This window comes from Sphingomonas oligophenolica, from assembly GCF_006438955.1.
GTDB classification, from domain to species: Bacteria; Pseudomonadota; Alphaproteobacteria; order Sphingomonadales; family Sphingomonadaceae; genus Sphingomonas; species Sphingomonas oligophenolica_A.
On the sequence record NZ_RCZK01000008.1, the window covers coordinates 96936 to 117492 of the forward strand.

Sequence of the window (20557 nt, forward strand, 5' to 3'; positions counted from 1 at the left end):
GTCATGAACACCCATGGAATCTGGGCGATCTATCGCTTCGAAATGGCGCGCGCGCTGCGCACCTTGTGGCAGAGCCTCGTCACTCCCGTCCTGACGACGAGCCTCTATTTCATCGTCTTCGGCGGCGCGATCGGCAGCCGGATGCAGAATGTCGGCGGGGTCGACTACGGCAGCTTCATCGTGCCCGGCCTGATCATGCTCTCGCTCCTGACCCAAAGCATCAGCAACGCCGCGATCGGCATTTATTTTCCCAAATTCACTGGCACGATCTACGAGCTGCTGTCCGCACCGATCAGCGCGATGGAGATGGTGCTCGGCTATGTCGGCGCGGCGACGACCAAATCGGTGCTGCTGGGGCTCATCATCCTTGCCACCGCCGCGTTCTTCGTGCCGCTCAGGATCGAACATCCCGGCGCGATGATCGCGTTCCTGCTCCTCACCGCGATCGCGTTCAGCCTGTTCGGCTTCATCATCGGGGTCTGGGCGGGTAATTTCGAACAATTGAACTTCGTGCCTGCGCTGTTGATCACGCCGCTCACCTTCCTAGGCGGCGCGTTCTATTCGATCGACATGCTGCCCCAGCCGTGGCGGACGGTCAGCTTGTTTAACCCGGTCGTCTATCTGGTCAGCGGGTTCCGCTGGAGCTTCTTCGGCAAGGGCGACGTCGCGATCGGCGTCAGCCTCGGCGTCACCGCGGGCTTTCTCGCGCTGTGCCTGGTCATCATCGCGTGGATCTTCAAAACCGGGTGGCGGCTGAAGAACTGACGCCGCCCGCCCCCGCCATGATCGGGCGAAGCACCAGCCCGTTGAGGTCGATCACGACATGGACCAGCATCGCCACCCACAGCGCGCCGGTCATCAGATAGAGCACCGACAACAGCAGGCCGACGAACGCGGTCGCTGTGACGCCCTGCCACCCCTGATAGCGATGCGCGCCCGCGAACAACGCGATCGCCACCGCGAACCCCACCAGCGGCTCCCCCGTCACCAGCGTCACCAGCAATGGCACGAGCAGCCGAAAGAATATCTCCTCGGCCGTCCCCGCGACGATCGCCATCGCCGCTCCCCAGACCAGTTCGCCACGGTGCCGCGGCATCACCCGCGTGATGTCGCCGAACATCCACGGCTTGCGTCCGCGCCGCAGCCGATCGACCAGCCCCCCGATCGCGCCGCCGCCGAACAGCGCGAGTATCATCCAGCCGACCGGAAAGTCGCGCCCATCGCCAATCCAAGCAAACACGATCGCACGGGCTGGTGCGAGATCTGGCGGCAGCGTCCAGATCGCCCCCGCGTGTCCAGCCAGCACGAGCCCGGCGACGCCCACCAGCCCGAACAACACCAGCGCCCGAACGCACCACAGCGCGAAGAACCGTACCCGCGTGCCCGCACACAACCACCGCGCGACGACCGGCCACGACTGAAAATCGCCGCGCAGAAAGGCCCAATAGCTCGCCAGTGCCCCGGCCAGCAGGACCAACGGCAGGACGACGCCGGGGATCACCCCAACCGGTGCTCGCCCTTGACCCAGCGTACCGTGCCCGACGACGAGCGCATCACCACGCTTTCGGTGGTCATGATCCCGCCGCGCTTGCGCTTCACCCCGTCGAGCAGCGAGCCGTCGGTGACCCCGGTCGCGGCGAAGATGCAGTCGCCCTTCGCGAGTTCGCTGAGGTCATATTGCTTGTCGAGGTCGGTCACCCCCCATTTGGCGGCGCGCGCGCGCTCGTCGTCGTTGCGGAACAGCAGCCGCCCCTTGAACTGCCCGCCGACACAGCGCAGCGCGGCTGCCGCGAGCACGCCCTCGGGCGCGCCGCCCGACCCCATATAGACGTCGACCGTGGTGTCGGGATCGGAGGTCGCGATAACGCCCGCGACATCGCCGTCGCCGATCAGCATCACTCCGCACCCGAGCCCGCGCAGCTCGGCGATCAGCGCCTCGTGCCGCGGGCGATCCAGCACGCACACGATCAGTTCACCCGGTTTCACGCCCTTGGCCGCGGCGACCGCGGTGATGTTCTCGGTCACCGACTTGTCGAGATCGATGACGCCTGCGGGATAGCCCGGCCCGACCGCGATTTTGTCCATATAGACGTCGGGCGCGTTGAGCAGGCAGCCCTTCTCCGCGATCGCCAGCACCGCCAGGCTGTTCGGCCCCGCCTTGGCGGTGATCGTCGTGCCCTCGAGCGGGTCGAGCGCGATGTCGATCGCGGGGCCGTTGCCGGTGCCGACCTTCTCGCCGATGAACAGCATCGGGGCCTCGTCGCGCTCGCCCTCGCCGATCACGACGGTGCCATCCATATCGAGCGTGTTGAGCGCGGCGCGCATCGCCTCGACCGCGGCGGCGTCGGCGGCCTTCTCGTCACCGCGCCCGACAAGCGCCGACGCCGCGATCGCCGCCGCCTCGGTGACGCGCACCATTTCGAGGACGAGAACACGGTCGAGCACCTTGCTCGGAGTCGGGGTCGTCGATGGGGTGGCGGGCGTCATACATACTCTCCGAATGGCTTTGTCGCCGCGATAGGTGGCGCGGGTGACGCTGTCGAGACGATCAGTCGCGCAGCAGTTCGTTGACGCTCGTCTTGGAGCGCGTCTGCGCATCGACGCGCTTGACGATCACCGCGCAATACAGCGCGGGCTTGCCGTCGCCGCCACCGATGCTGCCCGGCACGACCACCGCATAGGGCGGCACCTCGCCGCGGACCGTCTCGCCGGTCGCGCGATCGATGATCTTGGTCGACGCGCCCAGATACACCCCCATCGACAGCACCGCGCCCTCGCGCACGATCACGCCCTCGGCGACCTCGGACCGCGCGCCGATGAACGCGCCGTCCTCGATCACCACCGGCCCCGCCTGGAGCGGTTCGAGCACCCCGCCGATCCCCGCGCCGCCCGAGATGTGGACGTTCTTGCCGATCTGCGCGCAGCTGCCGACGGTCGCCCAGGTGTCGACCATCGTCCCCTCGCCGACATGCGCGCCGATGTTGACGAAGCTCGGCATCAGGATCGCGTTCCGGCCGATGAACGATCCGTGCCGCGCGACCGCGCCCGGCACGACGCGAAACCCGGCGCCGCGAAATTCCGCATCGCCCCACCCGGCGAATTTCGACGGCACCTTGTCGAACGCGGGCGCGCCCGCGGCGCCGCCGTCGACGAGCGCATTGTCGTTGAGCCGGAACGACAGCAGCACCGCCTTCTTAAGCCACTGATTCACTCGCCAGCCGCCAGCGCCGTCTGGCTCCGCCACGCGTGCGGCCCCCGTATCGAGCAGCGCCAGCGCCGCATCGACCGCGTCGCGCACCGCGCCCTGCGTGTCGAGCCCGATCGCCGCGCGATCCTCCCACGCGGCATCGATCGTGCGGCTGAGGTGGTCGGTCATGAAGCCTCCAATATATCGTGCAGCCACGACGTCAGATCGTGGACGGTGAAATCGATGAAATCGCGGTCGGCACCCGGCCCCTGTTCGGATCCCCCCTGTTCGGAACCATTGTCGACCCACAAGGTCGTCATCCCGATCGCCTTGGCGGGCGCCAGGTTGCGCGCCATATCCTCGGCGAACAGGCTGACCGCCGGATCGAGGTCGAACGCCGCACAGAGCCCAGCATAGGCCGACGGATCGGGCTTCGGCACCAGCCCCATCGCGTGAATGTCGTGGATACCCTCGAAACTGTCGCCCAGCCCGAGTCGGTCGAGCACTTTCAGCGCATAGGGGGTGTCGCCGTTGGTGAAGACCAGCTTGCGCCCCGGCAGCCGCGCGATCGCGGCGACCAGCGGTGCGTCATGGTCGAGCACGTCCATCTCGATGTCGTGAACCTCGGCGAGGAAATCGTGCGGATCGACGCCGTGATCCGCCATCAGCCCGGTCAACGTGGTGCCGTAGCGATGGAAATAGCCCTTCTGAACGCGAAACGCCTCGTCCCTTTCTATCCCCAGCGTCCGCCCGACATAGGCAGTCATCCTGGCCTCGATCCGCGCAAACAGGTCGGTTCCCGCCGGATACAGCGTGTTGTCGAGATCGAAGATCCAATTGCGGATATGGCCAAGGCGCGCAAACATGGCGGAGGCTCTAGGTCACCGACTCGTTATCTCGCAACCAGATACGGATTGAGGCGAGTTTGCCAAAGGCCAGAAGGCTGTTTTCGTTGCCTTTACTGTGACGGATGGCGGCGGCTAGGAAGTGATTGGTTGTTTTGTAGCGTTCGTCGACGTTGCGATGAAAATCGAGGACGCTGCCGAACGCCGAGATATTCTTGCGTTTCGGCGTAGGTTTGACGCGGGCTCAGACACCCCCGCGGGGCCGGCTTGGCGTGCATCGCGTCACTGTCATCGGCACGATCGACGAGGAGAGCGCCACCGTCGCCCAACCCGCCCACCATATCGTCGACCGAGCGGTACTCGATCGGCAGCTTGATACTGGCGATCGTCGCGTGCCCCCGGCCATCGTCGCGAAATTTTACCCGCTCCCGATCAGCAAGATGCAAGGGAACGCGCCCAGGGTTCGCCGCGAATACCTCCAACTAGTGATCCACCGCGTGGAAGTTGGCGACCGCTATGTCCGGATTTCTGGCCAAAACGCGATGCTCTAACGAGCCGTTGCAGCATCACAGACGCCCGGAGCATGGGTACCCACAGCTGAACGGGATTGGTGCACCCGACAGGAGTCGAACCTGTGGCCTCTGCCTTCGGAGGGCAGCGCTCTATCCAGCTGAGCTACGGGTGCCTGGGCGAGGCGCTTAGCAAAGCGGCACCCGGCGCGCCAGCGGTTATCGCGCCGCGGGCGCGGGCGTCTTGGGCTTGAACGCGCACAGGTCGGCGACGATGCACCGCCAGCATTCGGGGCGCCGCGCCTTGCAGACGTAGCGGCCGTGCAGGATCAGCCAGTGATGCGCGTGGCGCCGGAACGGCTGGGGCGTTGCCCGGTCGAGCGCCTTCTCGACCGCGAGCGGGGTCTTGCCGCGCGCCAGCCCGGTGCGGTTGCCGACGCGGAAGATATGGGTGTCGACCGCGAAGGTTTCGGCGCCGAACGCGGTATTCATGACGACGTTCGCGGTCTTGCGCCCGACCCCGGGTAGCGCCTCGAGCGCAGCGCGGGTCCGTGGTACCTCGCCGCCATGATCCGCGATCAGCGCGGTGGACAGCGCGATCACGTTCCTGGCCTTGGTATTGAACAGCCCAATCGTGCGGATGTGGCGGCGCAGTTCCTCCTCGCCGAGCGCGACCATCGCCGCGGGGGTCGTCACCGCGTCGAACAACGCACGCGTTGCCTTGTTGACCCCGACGTCGGTCGCCTGCGCCGACAGCACGACCGCGACGAGCAATTGATAGTCGTTGCCCGATTCCAGCTCGGTTTCGGGATGCGGATTGTCGGCGGCGAGCCGCGCGTAGAAGTCGACGACATCCGCCCTTTTCATCGCGCGCGCGTCATAGCCCGAGGACGTCTTCCATCCGGTACCGGCCGGGGGATTGATCGACCAGCCAGTGCGCGGCTTTCACAGCGCCGCGCGCGAAGATGCTGCGGTCGTCGGCGCGGTGGATCAATTCGATCCGTTCGCCGTCGGTCGCGAAGACGACGCTGTGATCGCCGACCACCGATCCGCCGCGGAGCGAGGAGACGCCGATCGTGCCTTCACTGCGCACGCCGGTCAGCCCCGCGCGGCCATCGACGCGCACTTCACCCAGCGTGGTCGAGCGCCCCGCCGCCGCCATCTCGCCGAGCAGGATCGCGGTGCCCGATGGCGCGTCGACCTTGTCGCGATGGTGCATCTCGACGATTTCGATGTCCCAGTCTGGCCCCAGCCGCGCCGCGGCGTCGCGCACCAGCAGCGACAGCAGCGTGACCCCGAGCGAGGTGTTGCCGGTCTGCAGGATCGCGATGTCGCTGGCGGCGTCATCGATCGCCGCTTGGTGCGCGGTGGTCAGGCCGGTGGTGCCGATCACGATCGGGGTCCGCGCCGCGCGGGCGGCATGCAGGTGCGATTCGAGTGCGCTCTGGGCGGAGAAATCGACGAGCACATCCGCCTGACGCGCCAAGGGTAGCGGATCGTCGCCCGCATCGACCCCGCCCGCCAGCGTACCGCCGATCGCCTCGATCGCGTCGACGATCGCGCGGCCCATGCGGCCGGCGCTGCCATAGATGCCGATCGCGGTCATGCCCTTGGAATCCTCTCGTTCATCGCCGCATCTTCGCACGAATCGGGGCGTGGAGACTAGCCGGTTGGGATCGCGTAGTTGGGTGAAGCTAAGCCGCGCTCAGCACCCGCGCGCGATCGGCCAGCCGCGCGACCGCGGCGGCGTGGATGCCGGGGGTCGATACCAGCACCCCGAACGCCTGCGGATCGGGCTTGTTGAACGCCAGCGCGCCGCCGAGCGCATCCGATACCACCGCGCCCGCCTCGCTCGCGATCAGGACCGCGGCGGCGGTGTCCCATTCGCTGCCCCAGCGCAGCGTTGCGACCAGATCGGCCTCGTCGGCGGCGACCATCGCAATCCGCAGCGCGATGGAGTTGGGCTTGGCGACGATGGCAAGATCGCGATCCGCCTTGGGCAGCGCGTCGGTCGGGACGCGCGAACCAGCGAGTTCGGTGCGGTTGCCCGCCGTCAGCGTGACGCCGTTGCGCCACGCGCCCTTGCCCATCGTGGCGCGCCAGCGTTCGCGTCGCGCCGGGGCATCGAGCACCGCCACGATCGGACGGCCGTGTTCGATCAGCGCGATCGATACCGCCCAGCCTTCGCGCCCGCGGATATAGTCGCGCGTGCCGTCGATCGGGTCGACCACCCAGACGCGGTCGTCCGCGAGCCGTTCGGGATTGTCCGCGGTCTCCTCCGACAGCCACCCCGCGTCGGGCAACAGCCCCGCGAGCCGCGCGCGGAGCATCCGGTCGACGTCGAGATCGACCTCGCACACCGGGCTACCCGGTTCCTTCTCCCATCGCCTGAAATCGGTGCGCCAGCGCGCCATCGCCATCGCCGCGGCCTCTGCCGCGATCCCCGCGACCGCCTCGGTCAGCGCCGCGGCGTCAGCCACTCGCCACCGTCATCCCGTCGACCCGGCACGTCGGCACGTTGGTGCCATAGCGGAATTCCAGGTCGCTGGCGGGGGTGAGGTTCAGGAACATGTCCTTCAAATTCCCCGCGATCGTGAATTCGGCGATCGGCGTGGTCAGTCTGCCCTGTTCGATCCGGAACCCCGCGGCACCGCGGCTATAATCACCGGTCACCAGGTTGACGCCCTGCCCGATCACCTCCGTGACGAACACGCCGTCGTCGATGTCGCCGATCAGCGTTGCGACCGGGCTTGGCCCCGCAGCAAGATACAGGTTGCTGGTCGACACCCCCGGCCCGCCACCGATCCCGCGCGCGGCGTGGCCGGTCGGCTCGAGCCCGAGCTGCCGCGCCGAGGCGCTGTCGAGCAGCCACGTCTCAAGCATGCCATTTTCGACGATCTCGGTCGGCGACACCGGCAGCCCCTCGCCGTCAAACGGGCGCGACCGTAGCCCGTGCGGGCGGTGCGGATCGTCACGGATGACGACCCCCTCCCCGAACACGCGCGTACCGAGCGAATCGAGCAGGAAGCTGGTCTTGCGGGTGATCGACTGGCCGCCGATCGCCCCGGTCAGATGGCCGAGCAGCGAGGCACCGACGCGCGGATCGAACACGACCGGCATCGTGCCGCTCGTCGCGCGTCCTGGATGGAGCCGCGCGACCGCGCGTTCGCCCGCACGGCGGCCGATCGCGGCGGGATCCTCGAGATGATCGCGGCGCCGCGCGCTGTGATGCGCATAATCGCGCTCCATCCCGGTATCGCCGGTGCCCGCGATCACACTCGCCGACAGCCCGTACCCGGTCGCGGCATAGGCACCCGCGAAGCCGTGGCTGGTCGCGAGGCCCCAGACCATGCGGCTCGCACTCGCGCCGCCGCCTTCGCTGTTGGTGACCCCGGCGACGCCGCGTGCGGCCTCTTCCGCGGCGAGCGCGGCGTCGCGCAATTCGGCGGGGGCGATGACGCCACCATCGTCCAGATCGAGCAGCGGCGGCGCGCCGTGCATCAGGCGTTCGCGGGGGGCCAGCCCCGCCCAGCGATCCTCCGGAGCTTCCCGCGCCATCGCGACCGCGCGGTCGACCAATGCGTCGAGCGCGTCGTTCGACAGATCGGAGGTCGATACGCTAGCAGTGCGGTTACCGACGAACACGCGCAGCCCCAGCTCGGCGCTTTCCGACCGCCCGATATCCTCGAGCGCGCCGAGCCGGACCGACACATCGAGCGAGGCGTCGGCGGCGAAGACCGCATCGGCGGCATCAGCACCGCTGCGGGTGGCACGGGCAACGATATCGGCGGCGCGATCACGCGCCTGATCAGGATTAAGCATCGCCGCGATTTAGGGCGCGCGCGCCGGGGATGCTAGAGCGCGCTGACTTTACCTGAAGCCGTTCGTGCTGAGCTTGTCGAAACACGGTGAGACTCACCGACCTTCGACCCGGTCCCATGAAAGTACTACTTTCATGGGAACCCGTCAGGCGCAGGGCGAACGGTTCTAAACTGACCGATTCAACCGCATCATATTCTTGCGGTCACGATCGTAGGCGGGCGGCGATCGGAATCCGCGCCGAAGACGCCCGTCTTACCGTTCGTTGCGGTGATTTTTGGCCGGGGGTGGCGGCGGTGGTGCAACCGAAATGTCCGCCTGGACCTTTTCAAGCAACGCATCGGTCAGCTGCCCACCGGTCAGCGGCTGGAATTCGCGCAAGCTCTTGCCCTCGAACTTCGCCAGGTTTTCGTCGGCGGTGAGCCCCGGCAGGTCGCGATCGAGCACTGCTTTGATTGTCGGATTCGCGATCAGCGAGGCGATGGGAATATCGAGCCATGATGGCGACGTCGGGCTTGCCACGAATTTCGCTGGTTTAGGAGACGGCGATGGCGGGGCTGCGGGCTCGTCGGCCGCGGGCGGCGCGGCAGCCGTATCGTCGGCTGTCGTCGTGGCATCGCCCGGCGGCGGGGCGACCGAATCGAGCGTGAATGCCGCCGCGGCGTCCTTCGCGGATCGCTGGCTATCGGTGGGCTGTTGCGGCGCGCTCGTGACGATTGCGAGAATCAGGAACACGGACATGGGCGGTACTCGCGCTGATGAACGCGGCGAGCCTTACCGCTATTCGTCGGCACTCACCAGAGCGCCACCGGTCAGTTGACGCGGCCGAGCCCGGCGATGGTGCGATCGATCAGCCGCTTGTCGGCGTCCGCGCCGTGGCGCTCGGCAATGATCGATGCGGCGGCGGTGGTCGCGGCCTCGGCGGTCCTGGCGCGCACCGCGACCAGCGCGGCGCGCTCGGCGGCGGCGATCTTATCCTCGGCCATCTTGCCGCGACGTTCGATCAGCGTGGCCGCATCGGTTTCGGCCTTGGCGAGCAAGGCACTGGCCTCCGCCTCGGCATGTGCGACGATCGCCTCGGCGTCGCCCGCGCTCGCCGCCTGGCGACGCTTGGCCTCGACGAGGAGTGCTTCGGCCTCGGCACGGATCTGCTTCGCTTCGTCGAGCTGGCGATGGGTATCCGCGATCCGCTGGTCGAGGATCTCGGCGACGCGCTTGGGTGCCTTCGCCACGAAGATCGCGAGCAGCAGGAAGATGGTGAGGCCCACATAGACCCACCCTTCCGCGCCAAGCCCGAGCAGCGTCGGGCCTTCGCCATGGGTACCGTCGGCCTGGGTCAACGCGACCGCATTGTCGTTGCCCGACGCGATCGGCCCCGCTGTCAGGATGAAGCTGCTGATGGCCATGCCCTATTCCTCAGCCCAGCGCCGTGCGCGCGGCGGTGGCGGTCTGCGACGGATCGGGACGCGTGCCCGTCAGCTTCTCGACGATATCGCCCGCGGCGTCCGCAGCGACACCCTCGATCTCGGCCATCGCATGCTGGCGTGCAGCGGCGATGTCGGCCTCCGCAGCCGCAGTGCGTACCGCAATCACCGCATTCGATTCGGCGAGCTTGGCTTCGAGCTGCTTCGCCGCCGACGCCTGCGCCGCGACGACGCGGGCGCGCGCATCGCCCTGCGCTGCGGCGACGCCTTCGTCATAGTCGGACGCCATCCGGTCCGCCTGCGCCTTGGCATTGGCGGCAGTGTCGAGATCGCCGGTCACCTGGGTTTCGCGCGCGTCGATCACCCGCCCGAGCTTGGGCAGGGTCGGACGAACGACCGCGAAGTACAGGATCGCGAAAAAGATCGCGAGCCAAAACAGCTGCGGTACGAAGTTGGCGATCTCGAACTGAGGCATCGGCTGGCGCCTGCTATCCCGGTCTTACGAGAAGGCGAGCGCGAGCGCGACGACCGCCGCGATCAGCCCGAGCGCCTCGGTCACCGCGAAGCCGAAGATCAGGCGGCCGCCCATCTTGGCGTCGGCCTCGGGGTTACGCAGCGCACCGTTGAGGTACATGCCGAAGATGTTGCCGACGCCGATCGCGGCGAGGCCCGCACCGATCGCGGCGAGCCCGGCGCCGATGACGCGATATGCCTGAGGATCCATGGTCTATTTCCCTTGTCTTGATTTAGTGGAGGTTGATGGCGTCGTTGAGATAGATCGAGGCGAGCAGCGCGAAGACATAGGCCTGCACCACCGCGATGAGGACTTCGAGTGCCGACAGCGCGACGTTCACCGCGAGCGGCAGTACCCCAAAGACATAAGGCAGCGCGCCGAACGACCCGAGCGCGACGACAAACGTGCCGAACACCTTGAGCAGCACGTGACCCGCGGTCATGTTCGCGAACAGCCGGATCGCCAGCGTGAACGGGCGGCTGAGGAACGACAGTAACTCGATCAGCGCGACGAACGCGGCGAGCAGGAAGAAGGTATCCTTGGGCCAGAACAGCGTAAAGAAATGCAGCCCGTGCTTCCAGAAGCCGACGACGCACACGATCCCGAACACCAGCACCGCCAGCCCCAACGTCACCGCGATATGGCTGGTGGGGGTGAAGGCGCCGATCCACGGCAGCAGCCCCAACAGGTTGCACGCCAGCACGAAGATGAAGACCGCGAACAGCAACGGCGCGAACGCGCGCCCCTCCGGCCCGACATTGTCGTCGAGCATCGTGGTGATGAAGTCGTAGACATACTCCACCGCCGCCTGCCAGCGCCCGGGGACGAGCTGCGGACGCGCGGTGCCGACATAGAGGAAGATCGCGATCGCAACGAGCGCGACCGCCATCCACGTCGACGAATTGGTGAACGACACGTCGTACCCGCCGGCGTTGATCGGCTTGTACACCTTGATCGCGAACTGTTCCATCGGGCCGGCCATAACGCTCGCCTTACTTCCTGCTGCCGGTGGAGGGATCGGCGTCGAACTGCGCGGTGGTCTGCATCGCGCGATAGACACCCGCGACGAAGCCGAGCACCAGCATCGCGATCATCGCCCAGGGCTTGGTGCCCAGTCCGGCATAATTGTCGATGCCCCAGCCGATCGCAGCCGAGACCAGGACCACGCCGACGAATTCGATTCCGACCGCCCAGCCGCGGCTTTCCGCGCGCGCCTCGGCCCGCGTCGCACCCGTATCATGCTCGGCCTGCGCGCGCGCGATGCGGGCGTCGAGGTCATCGGGTCCGTTGTGGCGGTCATCGGCCAACGCGAAAACATCCTGATAAAGAAACGCCGTCGGAAACGAGCCGACGACGCGAAGGGCTGCGAAGAGCGAGACCCTTCGATTGCGGCGCCCGTTTAGAAAAGGGGGCAAGCCAAGTCAACCGGTGCGTCCCGCCCCCCTACGGGGAGGGGCGCCGATCACCGCGGCATCACATCAGATGCAGCGCGAATCGCGCTCGGGGGCGGCGGCGGTGCGCGTCTTCCACGTGCCGTCGGGCGCCTTGTACTTTTCGCCCGGGTCGGTCTGCGCGATCAGGTTGCAGCCGCTGGTGAACGCCATCTGTTCGACCGTCGCGCCGCTCGACGATGCCTTTTGGGTATAGGCCGATTTGCGCTGGATGTTGATGTTGCTGACCAGCGCCTTGAGCGCGGGCGTGCCGCCGCCGACGACACCGAGATAGCCGTCGGGCTGTTCGCCGACCTCACCCGCCGACCGCGCCGCGGCATAGGCCGGATCGCGCTGCGCCAGCGCCGCGGTCGATACCGTTGCGATCGATAGGGCCGCGAGGGCCGTGAGCATCGTCTTCATCAAAAAATCCCCGGGTTCTGCTTGATCAACGACTTCGCATCGCCGTCGAGGCGATAGACCACTTCCTGGGTCACATTGATGTTCAGGTTGATCTCGATCGGCTTGTCGGGCGCGGTGACGTTGATGCAGCCGCTGGGGGCTACGGTCATCGCGAGCGCCAGGCCCGCCGTGATCGTCCGTCTCATCATCGGATAGGTCGTGATCCTTTGCTGGTTCGTCAATCCGGTTACGGTCATGGCACAATCCTGCTGTCGGGGGTCTGAACGGGGTTTGTCTTCTTCTGCTGCTGCTCGATCAGCTGCGGCAGGTTGCGTTCGATCAGCCGTTTGGGATCGTAGAACGATTGCGCCGAATCGAGCAGCCCGCGAAACGGCGCCTTGATCCGGATGTTGAAGACGAACGGCAGTTTCTGCAGGCGGCGGATGATGAAGTTGGTCTTCGCGCCTTCGCCCTGGCTGATCCCGGCGAAATGGACCTCGGTCACCATCTCGCCCGCGAGCGGCCCGTTCATCACGATGTCGAGGCTGCGATATTTCAGCGATTTGAGCGCCCCGAAGGCGAGGTTCGCCCAGAAGCCCAGGTCCTTCTGGCTGATATCGCCGACATAGCGAATCGACCCGCCGCCGTCGCGGACGGTCAGATGACCGTCGACGATATTGCCGCCCTTCTCGTCGAATACCATCGGCATCACGCCGTCGAAAATACCCGTCGCATCGAGATTCTTGAAATCGAACTGCTGGAGAAACTGGTCCGCCGCCATGCCCTTGACGCGGAACGTGAGATGCCGCGCGTTCGGCGCCGAAAAATCGAGCAGCGTCGGATCGAGCGTCAGCGTGCCCCCCGCGAACGGCCAGGTGCCGCTGTCGACGAGCACGCGGCTGCCCCGATAGGTTTGGTACACGATCCGCCCGTCGGTGACCGGGATGCCGGGGTTGATCGACGCGACCGTCGCGACCTGCCCCGACGCACTTTCGAGATTCAGCAGATCGGTGAACCGGATCGTTCCCTTCAGCCCCGTCACCGGACCGAACGCGGCGGCGAGATCGGTCGAATCGGTCGAGAAGGCGCCGGTGGAGGTGACACCGGCGGGCGACCAGACGATATGGCCGCTACCCGTCACCGTCCCGGCGACGTCGGCGATGACGCCGAAAGTGACCGGGGTCAGCAGGTCGGGCTGGAAATCCTTGGCGAAGGTGATCCCCGGCACCGCGAGGTCGGCATCGCCGCTGCCCCTGGCGAGATCGTGACGGATCGTGACGTCGGCGACCTTGACCTGCTGCGTCGGTTCGAACAGCGTGCCCGTCGCGGCGATTCGCCCGCCCACGAGCGACAGCGCGACGTCGTGCGCCGCCATCGGCTTGAAGCGGGGCGCATCGGCCTGCGCATCGCTGACGCCGAGCGCGCCGGTGAGCCGCAGCGCACCGTTGCGCAGCGTCCAGTTCCCTCCGGCGTCGGCAAGCAGCAGCGGGACGTTGGCGATCTGCCCGGAGCCGCCCGCGAAATTGCCGGTCACCGCGCCGCCCGCCAGCCTGCCTGTGATCGTAACGAAATCGAGCCGGGTCACGCGATCGGGGCTGCCGATCCGGGTCGCGACCCCCGACAATGTGAAGCCGCGCTGGCCGATCGTCACCCCAGCGCCGCGCGCCGCGAGCGTGACCGGGGTCGTGCCGAGCCGCCCCGTCAGGTGCGCAGCGGCGATCCGCGCGCCGCCATCGACACCGCCGCCCGCGATGCGGACGAGCGCGCCGCCGGTCGGGCATAGCGTCAGCCCCCCGGGATCCAGCGTCAGCCCCGCGATCGACAAGTGCCGAAACGATACCGGCGCGCAGGCAGGATCGACGACGAGCACGCCGCGCCCGTTCCAGCGCGCGTCGATCGGCACCGACAGCGCATCGACGCTGCCCGTGCCGAGCGGCCCCGACAGCGTCGCGCGAGTCGTGATCCGCGTTGCCCCGCCCGGGGTCGCGGTGAAATCGACCGCGGCGAGCGCCAGTCGCGCAGCCCCCGCGGCATAGGGCGCAATGATCGCGCGACCAGTCACTGGCGCGCCCGCCCGCGGCTGGCGCAGCGCGACCCGCGCGTCGGGCAAGCCGCCGCCCGACAGCGCGAGGTCGGTGTCGATCCGCACCCCGCCGTTGGGCCAGCCGTAGGCGATGCCGCTTGCCCCCGACGCCGCGACAACCGCGCCGCTCGCCGACGTGAGCGACAAGGCCGACACCCGCGCCGCGCCGCGCTGACCCGCGAGATGCACCGCGATCGTGCCGTGCCCCGACACATCGCGCGCCGCTGCGGTCATCGCGCCGCGGAGCTTGGTGGCGAGTGGCGCGATCGGTGTCCCTGCGCCGACATTGAGGCTCGTGAGTATGGCGAGCATCGTCGGGGCGATCGCGGCATGCTCGACCCCGACGCGCCCCTCAAACCCGCTCGCGTCGCCGACCTCATACGCGCCGTCGAGCGCCACGCGCTGTGCGGTGCCGCGCGGCGTCCGCACCTTGGCAGCTGCGATATCGAGCGTCCCGTTGGTCTTGGCGGCGGTCCCCGCGAACGCAACCGTTCCGCGCACCGCCGCCGCCGAGATCCCCGCGCCACCCGCCACGCCGGTGACGAGGTCGACGTTCCCGCGCCAGCGATCGAGCGCGGGGGAGAGTGTCGCGTCGACATTCGCCGCGAGCGCGCGGACGGTCGCCGCGGTGCATGAGACTTGCGCCGCGCGGACCGGGCCGACGAGGTGCGGCGATTCGCGGGTGATCGTCACCGCTACTGCCGCGCGCGGTTGCTCCACCGCGCACCCGCCGGGGGTCAGCCGGTTCGCCACCGCGGCGAGTTGCCCCGAAAACCCGTCGTCGAGCCGCCCCGATCCGCTGAGTTTGAGCCCGACCACGCCGGCGGGCGTCGCGAGCCGCATCCGCGCATCATCGACCGCGACGTCGAGCTTGGGGAGTGCGAAGGGTTTGCCCGAGGGCGGCGGCAACAGCTTGTCGATCGCGCCGAGTGACAGCTTGCCGTCGACCAGCGTACCGCGCAACCGGACATGCCCCGCGCGGACGCCGGTGACCGACGCACCCGACAGGCCGACGCTGGTACGCGTCTCGACCCAGTCGGCGACGAGATCGGGATGCGCGGGATCGCCGATGACGACATGCGTCAGCCGTTGGCGACCGAACCCCAGATTCGCGATCCCGTAGCGCGCGGGCACGCCCTTTGCCGCCAACGTCCGGGCGATGACGCCGCTCGCGATCGGCTTGCGCGCGAGCCACAGCGCGGCGAGTGCGACCAGCAGCACCAGCGCGACGCCCGACGCAATGCGCGCGCCGCGGCCCAACCCGCGCCCCAACCCGCGCCCCAACCCGCGCCGGGGCCTACGGCGCGGCGGTGCCTCGTCATCATCATCGACACCATACGCCACCATCATCCGACCATAGGCACGGCGCTCGCCCGCGCGCAATTGCGCGCGTCGATCGGCGCGCCTAGCCTCGGCCCGCCATGGCCGATGCCCCGCCCCCCGACGACACCGCCGGCCACCGCGCACGGCTGCGCCAGCGGTTGCTCGACGGCGGTGGCGACGCGCTGCAGGATTACGAACTCGTCGAATATCTCCTCGCGCTCGCGATCCCGCGCCGCGATACCAAGCCGCTGGCGAAGGCGTTGCTGCGCGAATTCGGCGGGATCGGTGGGGTGCTGACCGCCGATGCGGACGCGCTCGCACGCGTCAAGGGCATGGGCGACACCTCGATCGCGGCGATCAAGATCGCGCATGCCGCCGCGATCCGGCTGCTGAAGGCGGAGACGCAGGACAAGCCCGTCCTCGCCAACTGGCAGGCGCTGCTCGATTACCTCCGCGCCGATATGGCGCACCACGGCATCGAGCGGTTTCGCGTCCTCCATCTCAATACCTAAATGCCGTCCCGTTCAACGCGACGGACGGAAATATCCATTGTTGTTCAGTGACTTAGATTACGTTGAACATACCAAATCGCGATGAATGGATTTCGGGCGCAATTTCCTGAAAGTAGAGTACGCCAAATAGCGACGATCTGCTTTAGGCAGCCGTCCAATATCGTTAAACCACGAGGTCGCCCATAGCTTGTAGCAAGCGACATCGCTCCCCATGTCGCAACCGTTAATAACAGGGGTCTGGAATGGCGAGCAAATTCAAAAAGGGTGATGTGGTTCAGGTTGTTTCTGGTGGTCCGCCAATGACCATCGATGCTGTCCCCGGTGGCAAAGGGCATTATCAGCAAAAACCAGACGAATACTGGTGCCGCTGGTTCAAAGGCGCCTCGCCGGATCACGGCTCGTTTGGCGAACATATGCTAATCGCTTATGCGCCCCCGGCAAAATGACACTCGATCAGGCTGCTAAGTGGATGCTGGCGGAGTTTGAAGCGAAGCGGTTTCTCTATCAAGAAGAGGCCGCTTCGCATCTGCTTCACCTACACGACACCGCCCTCGCCTACTATGATGCTAATGGAAACGTCTGCGTCGGAAAGGCGGTGCTGGCCAGCTTCAATAAGCTGACGCCGAACGCAGTTTACGAGCGCGCGCAGAAGTTCTGGCGCGACCGATTACCCTCGGATCAGCCGGGCCGCCAGCAGTAAAGGCTACTAAACCGCCGAACCGCGATATTTTTCGCAGTTAGCACAACCTGTTTGCGGCTGAACACCCGCAACCGGCTGATCCGCGACGAGGTGATGAGCGAGGGATCGATCGACCAGGCCGCGGTCCATGTCCGCGAGGTGATCCGCCGCGCGATCGACCTCGGCTCGGCGGCGATCATCCTGGTCCACAACCACCCCTCGGGCGACCCGTCCCCCAGCCGCGCCGACATCGAGATCACGCGCGCGATCGCGGAGGCAGGCAAGCGGCTCGGCGTCGCGGTCCACGATCATGTCATTATGGGGTCGAGCGGCCATGTCAGTTTGAAGGCACAGGGGTTGATGTGACCTGTAACTCCTCCCCCGCCAGGGGGAGGATTTGTTCGAAGGCTACCCCCCTGCTAGGCGACCACCAACTCCCGCCAGCACCGAAGGCCCGCGCATGATCCCCCGCTATTCCCGCCCCGCAATGACCGCGATCTGGACCCCGGAGGCGCGGTTCCGGATCTGGTTCGAGATCGAGGCGCACGCCACCGACGCGCTCGCCGAACTCGGCGTCGTGCCGAAGGACGCCGCCGCAGCGATCTGGGAACGCGGCGCGTTCGAGGTCGACCGGATCGACGCAATCGAGCGCGAAACCAAGCACGACGTCATCGCGTTCCTGACCAATGTCGCCGAACATGTCGGTCCCGAAGCGCGGTTCATGCATCAGGGGATGACGTCGAGCGACGTGCTCGACACCTGCCTCTCGGTCCAATTGGCGCGCGCGTCGGATATCCTCCTCGCCGATCTCGACGCGCTGCTGGCGGTGCTCGAGCGCCGGGCGCGCGAACACAAGCTCACCCCCACGATCGGGCGCAGCCACGGCATCCACGCCGAACCCGTCACCTTCGGGTTGAAGCTCGCGCAGGCGCATGCCGAATTCGCGCGCAACCGCGCCCGGTTGGTGGCGGCGCGCACGGACATCGCGACCTGCGCGATCTCGGGCGCGGTCGGCACCTTCGCCAACATCGACCCGTTCGTGGAGCAGTATGTCGCCGACAAGCTCGGCCTTGCCGTCGAACCCGTCTCGACCCAGGTCATCCCGCGCGATCGCCACGCGCTGTATTTCGCCACCCTGGGCGTCATCGCCAGCTCGGTCGAACGCCTCGCGACCGAGATTCGCCACCTCCAGCGGACCGAGGTGCTCGAGGCCGAGGAATATTTCGCCCCGGGGCAGAAGGGAAGCTCGGCGATGCCGCACAAGCGCAACCCGGTGCTCACCGAAAACCTCACCGGGCTCGCGCGGATGGTGCGCGGCTATGTCACTCCCGCGCTCGAAAATGTCGCGCTGTGGCACGAACGCGACATCAGCCACTCCTCGGTCGAACGCTATATCGGCCCCGACGCAACGATCACGCTCGATTTCGCGCTCGCGCGGCTGACCGGGGTGATCGACAAATTGCTCGTCTATCCCGAACGGATGGCCAAGAACCTCAACAAGATGGGGGGCCTCGTCCATTCGCAGCGCGTCCTGCTCGCGCTGACCCAGGCCGGGGTCAGCCGCGAGGACGCGTACCGGCTGGTGCAGCGCAACGCGATGAAGGTATGGGACAGCGACGGCGCGCTGTCGCTGATGGAATTGCTCAAAGCCGACCCCGACGTCACCGCCGCGCTCTCGCTGGAAGAGATCGAGGACAAGTTCGACCTCGGCTATCATCTGAAGCACGTCGACACGATTTTCGCGCGGGTCTTCGGCGCGGCGTGATGTGACCTAAAAGCCACAACATTGACGACCTTTATACGGAATCGCTGTTTTGCGCGGTCCTCTACAAGCGTGTTCCGGCGAGGGCGGCGCGAACGAGCGAGGGCGGGGCGAGCGAGCATGGTGGCGACATTACGCCCCGTCGCCCGTGTAGGACAGCGCACGCCATCCGCGCCCGATTGCGTCGGGTGCACTCAGCGATGCGCGAAACAATGTTGCGCAAAACTGTAACAATCACCAAATCTCGCTCGCCGGTTATGTCACCGGCATCGGAGACTCCCCATGCGCATGTTCGAAACCGTGACCAGCACCATGCTGGCAATCGCGGCCCAGGCGTTGGTGGTCGGGGTGATCGTTACCACCCTCTGACCCATCGGCCCGCCCGCCCCTCTCACGAGGGGCGTGGCTAGGGCTGGGCCTGAGACGGTCATCAGTCGATATGGCGGTCGATTTCCGGACAGCAGACATTGATACTGTGACGTGGTAGCCGGAGTGATGGCTTGGTTCGTAACGTTCTCGACGCAAGGCTTGTATTTTCCGGCCTTTATGATCGCGTTTGGTTCGCTGGTCGTTTTGCGAGCATCCTCGACAAAAAAACTTACCTCAGATCAGATAAATGATGCACCCGCCTGGATGCGTGGACTGGCTCGGCTAAACAGCGAAAGGTCGCAGCGAGTTGGCGGCTGGTCAATTATTAGCTTCGCCGTCTTGATTGCCGTGCTGCGGATCATGCGGAGTCGGTAGCGACGCTGTCGAAACCGTGACCAGCACCACGCTGGCAATCGCGGCCCAGGCGTTGGTGGTCGGGGTGATCGTTACCACCCTCTGACCCATCGGCCCGCCCGCCCCCCTTTCCCATTGGGCAAGGAGGGCGCGGCCAGGGTGTCGTTGCCCCCTAAAGTCCTGACAGAGCCTCGCAGGTTTTCGCGATGAACTCGCGGGGTGATCGGTAGCGCAAAGCGTGGTGCGGATGCACGTCGTTATAATGAGCGAACCAGCCGGGCAGCTGCTCGATGACGGTCTTGGCATCCGGTCTTGGGTTCACGCGGACGTAATCGCGCTTCAGCGTGCGGACGAACGCCTCCGCCATGCCGTTCGACTGCGGGCTGCTGACCGCGTGGTGCGCGGGATCAGCCCGATGTCGCGGGCGAACGCGCGGGTATCGCGTGCGGTGTAACAGCTCCCGTTATCGGTGAGCCACTCGATCGGCTCGGGCACGCGGTTCACCTGTCCGTAGCGGTGCTCGACGGTGGCAACCATCAGGTCCCGGACATCCTCCGCAGTAATGCCGCCCGTCGTTGCGACATGCCCCATTGCCTCCCGATCGCAGCAGTCGAGCGCAAACGCGACGCGGACCTTCTCGCCATTGTCGCAAGCGATCTCCAGCCCATCAGAGCACCAGCGCGTGTTACGCTGATCGACGGCGACGCGGCCGTCATGGCGGCGTTCCTCGCGACGTTCGCCGTCGCGCTGGAGCAGCAACCCGTGCACCTTCATGACCCGGTAGACGCGCTTGGGGTTGGGGCTTGCGCGCCCGGTCGTCTCGGCCTGACGGCGCAGCAGGGCGTGGACGCGACGATAGCCGTAGGTGGGAAGATCGGCGACGAGCGCGCGGATATCGGCGACCAGATCGGCATCGGGCAGCGGTGGTCGTCCCCGCGGTCGCGGCGGTGGTCGATTACGCACCGCGGACAGATGCGGGCGAGCAAGGCCAAGCGCCTCAGAAACCGCGCTCACAGACCATCCCCGGGCAACGAGGTCGAGCGCAACAACAGTTTATGGGATGGCCCGCCCCTCATCATCTGGCGCAATCTGGCGTTGGATTAAAAGGAGAGGACCGATGACGACGAAGACGCCGATTGCCACGCTCGGGATCGACCTAGGCAAGAACAGCTGTAGCTTGGCAGGAATGGATGCGAGCGGAACCGTGGTGTTGCGCCGACGAATGACGCGGGAGGGACTGATCAAGTTCTCCGCCGCGCTGCCGGCTTGCGTCGTGGCGATGGAGGCGTGCTGCGGTGCTCATTATCTCGGGCGCACGTTCGAAGGGCAAGGCCACACGGTGCGG

General features: G+C 66.9%; 23 protein-coding genes, 1 tRNA gene and 4 pseudogenes. 8 read left to right on the forward strand and 20 right to left on the reverse strand.

The features are described 5' to 3' along the window. Positions 1-3: 3 nt before the first annotated feature. On the forward strand, positions 4-765 hold the full coding sequence (locus EAH84_RS11180) for an ABC transporter permease (RefSeq protein WP_140871963.1): 762 nt from the start codon (positions 4-6) through the stop codon (positions 763-765). Here EAH84_RS11180 and EAH84_RS11185 read toward each other — a convergent pair. The 4 genes from EAH84_RS11185 to EAH84_RS11200 all read right to left on the reverse strand — a co-directional run bounded on the left by EAH84_RS11185 (position 737) and on the right by EAH84_RS11200 (position 4053). Next, positions 737-1501: a CPBP family intramembrane glutamic endopeptidase gene (locus EAH84_RS11185; RefSeq protein ID WP_140871965.1), complete on the reverse strand. Its 765-nt coding sequence runs from the start codon at positions 1499-1501 to the stop codon at positions 737-739. The genes EAH84_RS11180 and EAH84_RS11185 overlap by 29 nt on opposite strands. Beyond that, positions 1498-2487, reverse strand: a complete 990-nt coding sequence (gene glpX, locus EAH84_RS11190) for a class II fructose-bisphosphatase (protein ID WP_140871967.1) — start codon at positions 2485-2487, stop codon at positions 1498-1500. The genes EAH84_RS11185 and glpX overlap by 4 nt, the downstream gene beginning before the upstream one ends. Positions 2488-2548: 61 nt before the next feature. After that, positions 2549-3376 carry a 2,3,4,5-tetrahydropyridine-2,6-dicarboxylate N-succinyltransferase gene (dapD, locus tag EAH84_RS11195; RefSeq protein WP_140871969.1) on the reverse strand — a complete coding sequence of 276 codons (828 nt, stop codon included), beginning with the start codon at positions 3374-3376 and terminating at the stop codon, positions 2549-2551. Then, positions 3373-4053 carry a pyrimidine 5'-nucleotidase gene (locus EAH84_RS11200; RefSeq protein ID WP_140871971.1) on the reverse strand — a complete coding sequence of 227 codons (681 nt, stop codon included), beginning with the start codon at positions 4051-4053 and terminating at the stop codon, positions 3373-3375. Before EAH84_RS11200 ends, dapD begins: the two co-directional genes overlap by 4 nt. Positions 4054-4304: 251 nt before the next feature. Here EAH84_RS11200 and EAH84_RS11205 point away from each other — a divergent pair, with 251 nt between their 5' ends. Continuing rightward, a complete protein-coding gene (locus EAH84_RS11205) occupies positions 4305-4583 on the forward strand; it encodes a hypothetical protein (RefSeq protein WP_140871973.1) in 279 nt (92 codons plus the stop codon). A gap of 57 nt (positions 4584-4640) precedes the next feature. Here EAH84_RS11205 and EAH84_RS11210 read toward each other — a convergent pair. The 14 genes from EAH84_RS11210 to EAH84_RS11275 all read right to left on the reverse strand — a co-directional run bounded on the left by EAH84_RS11210 (position 4641) and on the right by EAH84_RS11275 (position 15596). After that, positions 4641-4717: transfer RNA gene (locus tag EAH84_RS11210), tRNA-Arg, on the reverse strand. A gap of 43 nt (positions 4718-4760) precedes the next feature. Beyond that, positions 4761-5408, reverse strand: coding sequence for an endonuclease III (gene nth / locus EAH84_RS11215; RefSeq protein WP_140871975.1), 648 nt, complete (start codon positions 5406-5408; stop codon positions 4761-4763). Between the two features lie 10 nt (positions 5409-5418). Continuing rightward, the gene (gene dapB, locus EAH84_RS11220) at positions 5419-6147 is read right to left on the reverse strand and encodes a 4-hydroxy-tetrahydrodipicolinate reductase (protein ID WP_140871977.1); all 729 of its coding nucleotides are present in this window, start codon (positions 6145-6147) and stop codon (positions 5419-5421) included. 88 nt (positions 6148-6235) lie between these two features. Next, complete coding sequence (locus EAH84_RS11225) at positions 6236-7021, reverse strand: 3'(2'),5'-bisphosphate nucleotidase CysQ (RefSeq protein WP_140871979.1); 786 nt, start codon at positions 7019-7021, stop codon at positions 6236-6238. Then, positions 7014-8363, reverse strand: a complete 1350-nt coding sequence (locus tag EAH84_RS11230; RefSeq protein WP_140871981.1) for a TldD/PmbA family protein — start codon at positions 8361-8363, stop codon at positions 7014-7016. The genes EAH84_RS11225 and EAH84_RS11230 overlap by 8 nt, the downstream gene beginning before the upstream one ends. A 252-nt stretch (positions 8364-8615) precedes the next feature. Then, entirely contained in the window at positions 8616-9101 is a 486-nt protein-coding gene (locus EAH84_RS11235) for a hypothetical protein (RefSeq protein WP_140871983.1), read from the reverse strand. A gap of 71 nt (positions 9102-9172) precedes the next feature. After that, positions 9173-9766: a hypothetical protein gene (locus EAH84_RS11240; protein ID WP_140871985.1), complete on the reverse strand. Its 594-nt coding sequence runs from the start codon at positions 9764-9766 to the stop codon at positions 9173-9175. 10 nt (positions 9767-9776) lie between these two features. Further along, on the reverse strand, positions 9777-10259 hold the full coding sequence (locus EAH84_RS11245; RefSeq protein WP_140871987.1) for an ATPase: 483 nt from the start codon (positions 10257-10259) through the stop codon (positions 9777-9779). Between the two features lie 24 nt (positions 10260-10283). Beyond that, the gene (locus EAH84_RS11250; RefSeq protein ID WP_140871989.1) at positions 10284-10508 is read right to left on the reverse strand and encodes a F0F1 ATP synthase subunit C; all 225 of its coding nucleotides are present in this window, start codon (positions 10506-10508) and stop codon (positions 10284-10286) included. A 22-nt stretch (positions 10509-10530) separates the two neighbouring features. After that, positions 10531-11280: a F0F1 ATP synthase subunit A gene (locus EAH84_RS11255; RefSeq protein ID WP_170209860.1), complete on the reverse strand. Its 750-nt coding sequence runs from the start codon at positions 11278-11280 to the stop codon at positions 10531-10533. Positions 11281-11290: 10 nt separating this feature from the next. Further along, the gene (locus EAH84_RS11260; protein WP_161978381.1) at positions 11291-11605 is read right to left on the reverse strand and encodes an AtpZ/AtpI family protein; all 315 of its coding nucleotides are present in this window, start codon (positions 11603-11605) and stop codon (positions 11291-11293) included. A gap of 171 nt (positions 11606-11776) precedes the next feature. Further along, positions 11777-12151, reverse strand: a complete 375-nt coding sequence (locus EAH84_RS11265; RefSeq protein ID WP_194150391.1) for a YdbL family protein — start codon at positions 12149-12151, stop codon at positions 11777-11779. After that, positions 12151-12387 carry a YnbE family lipoprotein gene (locus EAH84_RS11270; RefSeq protein WP_241656565.1) on the reverse strand — a complete coding sequence of 79 codons (237 nt, stop codon included), beginning with the start codon at positions 12385-12387 and terminating at the stop codon, positions 12151-12153. The genes EAH84_RS11265 and EAH84_RS11270 overlap by 1 nt, the downstream gene beginning before the upstream one ends. Next, positions 12384-15596 carry a YdbH domain-containing protein gene (locus EAH84_RS11275; RefSeq protein WP_241656566.1) on the reverse strand — a complete coding sequence of 1071 codons (3213 nt, stop codon included), beginning with the start codon at positions 15594-15596 and terminating at the stop codon, positions 12384-12386. Before EAH84_RS11275 ends, EAH84_RS11270 begins: the two co-directional genes overlap by 4 nt. 38 nt (positions 15597-15634) lie before the next feature. On the opposite strand from EAH84_RS11275, the pseudogene EAH84_RS11280 reads away from it, so the two are divergent. The 5 genes and pseudogenes from EAH84_RS11280 to purB all read left to right on the forward strand — a co-directional run. After that, positions 15635-16045: pseudogene (locus EAH84_RS11280) on the forward strand (UPF0758 domain-containing protein); the annotation flags it as partial. Between the two features lie 245 nt (positions 16046-16290). Next, positions 16291-16494, forward strand: coding sequence for a YodC family protein (locus EAH84_RS11285; RefSeq protein WP_140871995.1), 204 nt, complete (start codon positions 16291-16293; stop codon positions 16492-16494). Continuing rightward, entirely contained in the window at positions 16491-16748 is a 258-nt protein-coding gene (locus tag EAH84_RS11290) for a DUF6953 family protein (protein WP_140871997.1), read from the forward strand. The genes EAH84_RS11285 and EAH84_RS11290 overlap by 4 nt, the downstream gene beginning before the upstream one ends. A gap of 51 nt (positions 16749-16799) precedes the next feature. Further along, positions 16800-17093, forward strand: a pseudogene (locus tag EAH84_RS11295) (JAB domain-containing protein); the annotation flags it as partial. Between the two features lie 94 nt (positions 17094-17187). Next, complete coding sequence (gene purB / locus EAH84_RS11300) at positions 17188-18492, forward strand: adenylosuccinate lyase (RefSeq protein WP_140871999.1); 1305 nt, start codon at positions 17188-17190, stop codon at positions 18490-18492. A gap of 684 nt (positions 18493-19176) precedes the next feature. On the opposite strand, the gene EAH84_RS16555 is transcribed toward purB, so the two are convergent. Both EAH84_RS16555 and EAH84_RS11310 read right to left on the reverse strand, forming a co-directional pair. After that, entirely contained in the window at positions 19177-19311 is a 135-nt protein-coding gene (locus EAH84_RS16555) for a hypothetical protein (RefSeq protein WP_277753731.1), read from the reverse strand. Between the two features lie 73 nt (positions 19312-19384). After that, positions 19385-20265, reverse strand: a pseudogene (locus EAH84_RS11310) (IS3 family transposase); the annotation flags it as partial. A gap of 64 nt (positions 20266-20329) precedes the next feature. On the opposite strand from EAH84_RS11310, the pseudogene EAH84_RS11315 reads away from it, so the two are divergent. Then, positions 20330-20557 (forward strand): annotated as a pseudogene (locus tag EAH84_RS11315) (IS110-like element ISMmg1 family transposase); the annotation flags it as partial.

Coding starts and splice junctions, on each gene's coding strand:
- EAH84_RS11180 (WP_140871963.1), top strand. CDS start 4: ATGAACACCCATGGAATCTGGGCGATCTATCGCTTCGAAATGGCGCGC.
- glpX (WP_140871967.1), bottom strand. CDS start 2,487: ATGACGCCCGCCACCCCATCGACGACCCCGACTCCGAGCAAGGTGCTC.
- dapD (WP_140871969.1), bottom strand. CDS start 3,376: ATGACCGACCACCTCAGCCGCACGATCGATGCCGCGTGGGAGGATCGC.
- EAH84_RS11200 (WP_140871971.1), bottom strand. CDS start 4,053: ATGTTTGCGCGCCTTGGCCATATCCGCAATTGGATCTTCGATCTCGAC.
- nth (WP_140871975.1), bottom strand. CDS start 5,408: ATGAAAAGGGCGGATGTCGTCGACTTCTACGCGCGGCTCGCCGCCGAC.
- dapB (WP_140871977.1), bottom strand. CDS start 6,147: ATGACCGCGATCGGCATCTATGGCAGCGCCGGCCGCATGGGCCGCGCG.
- EAH84_RS11230 (WP_140871981.1), bottom strand. CDS start 8,363: ATGCTTAATCCTGATCAGGCGCGTGATCGCGCCGCCGATATCGTTGCC.
- EAH84_RS11235 (WP_140871983.1), bottom strand. CDS start 9,101: ATGTCCGTGTTCCTGATTCTCGCAATCGTCACGAGCGCGCCGCAACAG.
- EAH84_RS11240 (WP_140871985.1), bottom strand. CDS start 9,766: ATGGCCATCAGCAGCTTCATCCTGACAGCGGGGCCGATCGCGTCGGGC.
- EAH84_RS11245 (WP_140871987.1), bottom strand. CDS start 10,259: ATGCCTCAGTTCGAGATCGCCAACTTCGTACCGCAGCTGTTTTGGCTC.
- EAH84_RS11250 (WP_140871989.1), bottom strand. CDS start 10,508: ATGGATCCTCAGGCATATCGCGTCATCGGCGCCGGGCTCGCCGCGATC.
- EAH84_RS11255 (WP_170209860.1), bottom strand. CDS start 11,280: ATGGCCGGCCCGATGGAACAGTTCGCGATCAAGGTGTACAAGCCGATC.
- EAH84_RS11265 (WP_194150391.1), bottom strand. CDS start 12,151: ATGAAGACGATGCTCACGGCCCTCGCGGCCCTATCGATCGCAACGGTA.
- EAH84_RS11270 (WP_241656565.1), bottom strand. CDS start 12,387: ATGACCGTAACCGGATTGACGAACCAGCAAAGGATCACGACCTATCCG.
- EAH84_RS11285 (WP_140871995.1), top strand. CDS start 16,291: ATGGCGAGCAAATTCAAAAAGGGTGATGTGGTTCAGGTTGTTTCTGGT.
- EAH84_RS11290 (WP_140871997.1), top strand. CDS start 16,491: ATGACACTCGATCAGGCTGCTAAGTGGATGCTGGCGGAGTTTGAAGCG.
- purB (WP_140871999.1), top strand. CDS start 17,188: ATGATCCCCCGCTATTCCCGCCCCGCAATGACCGCGATCTGGACCCCG.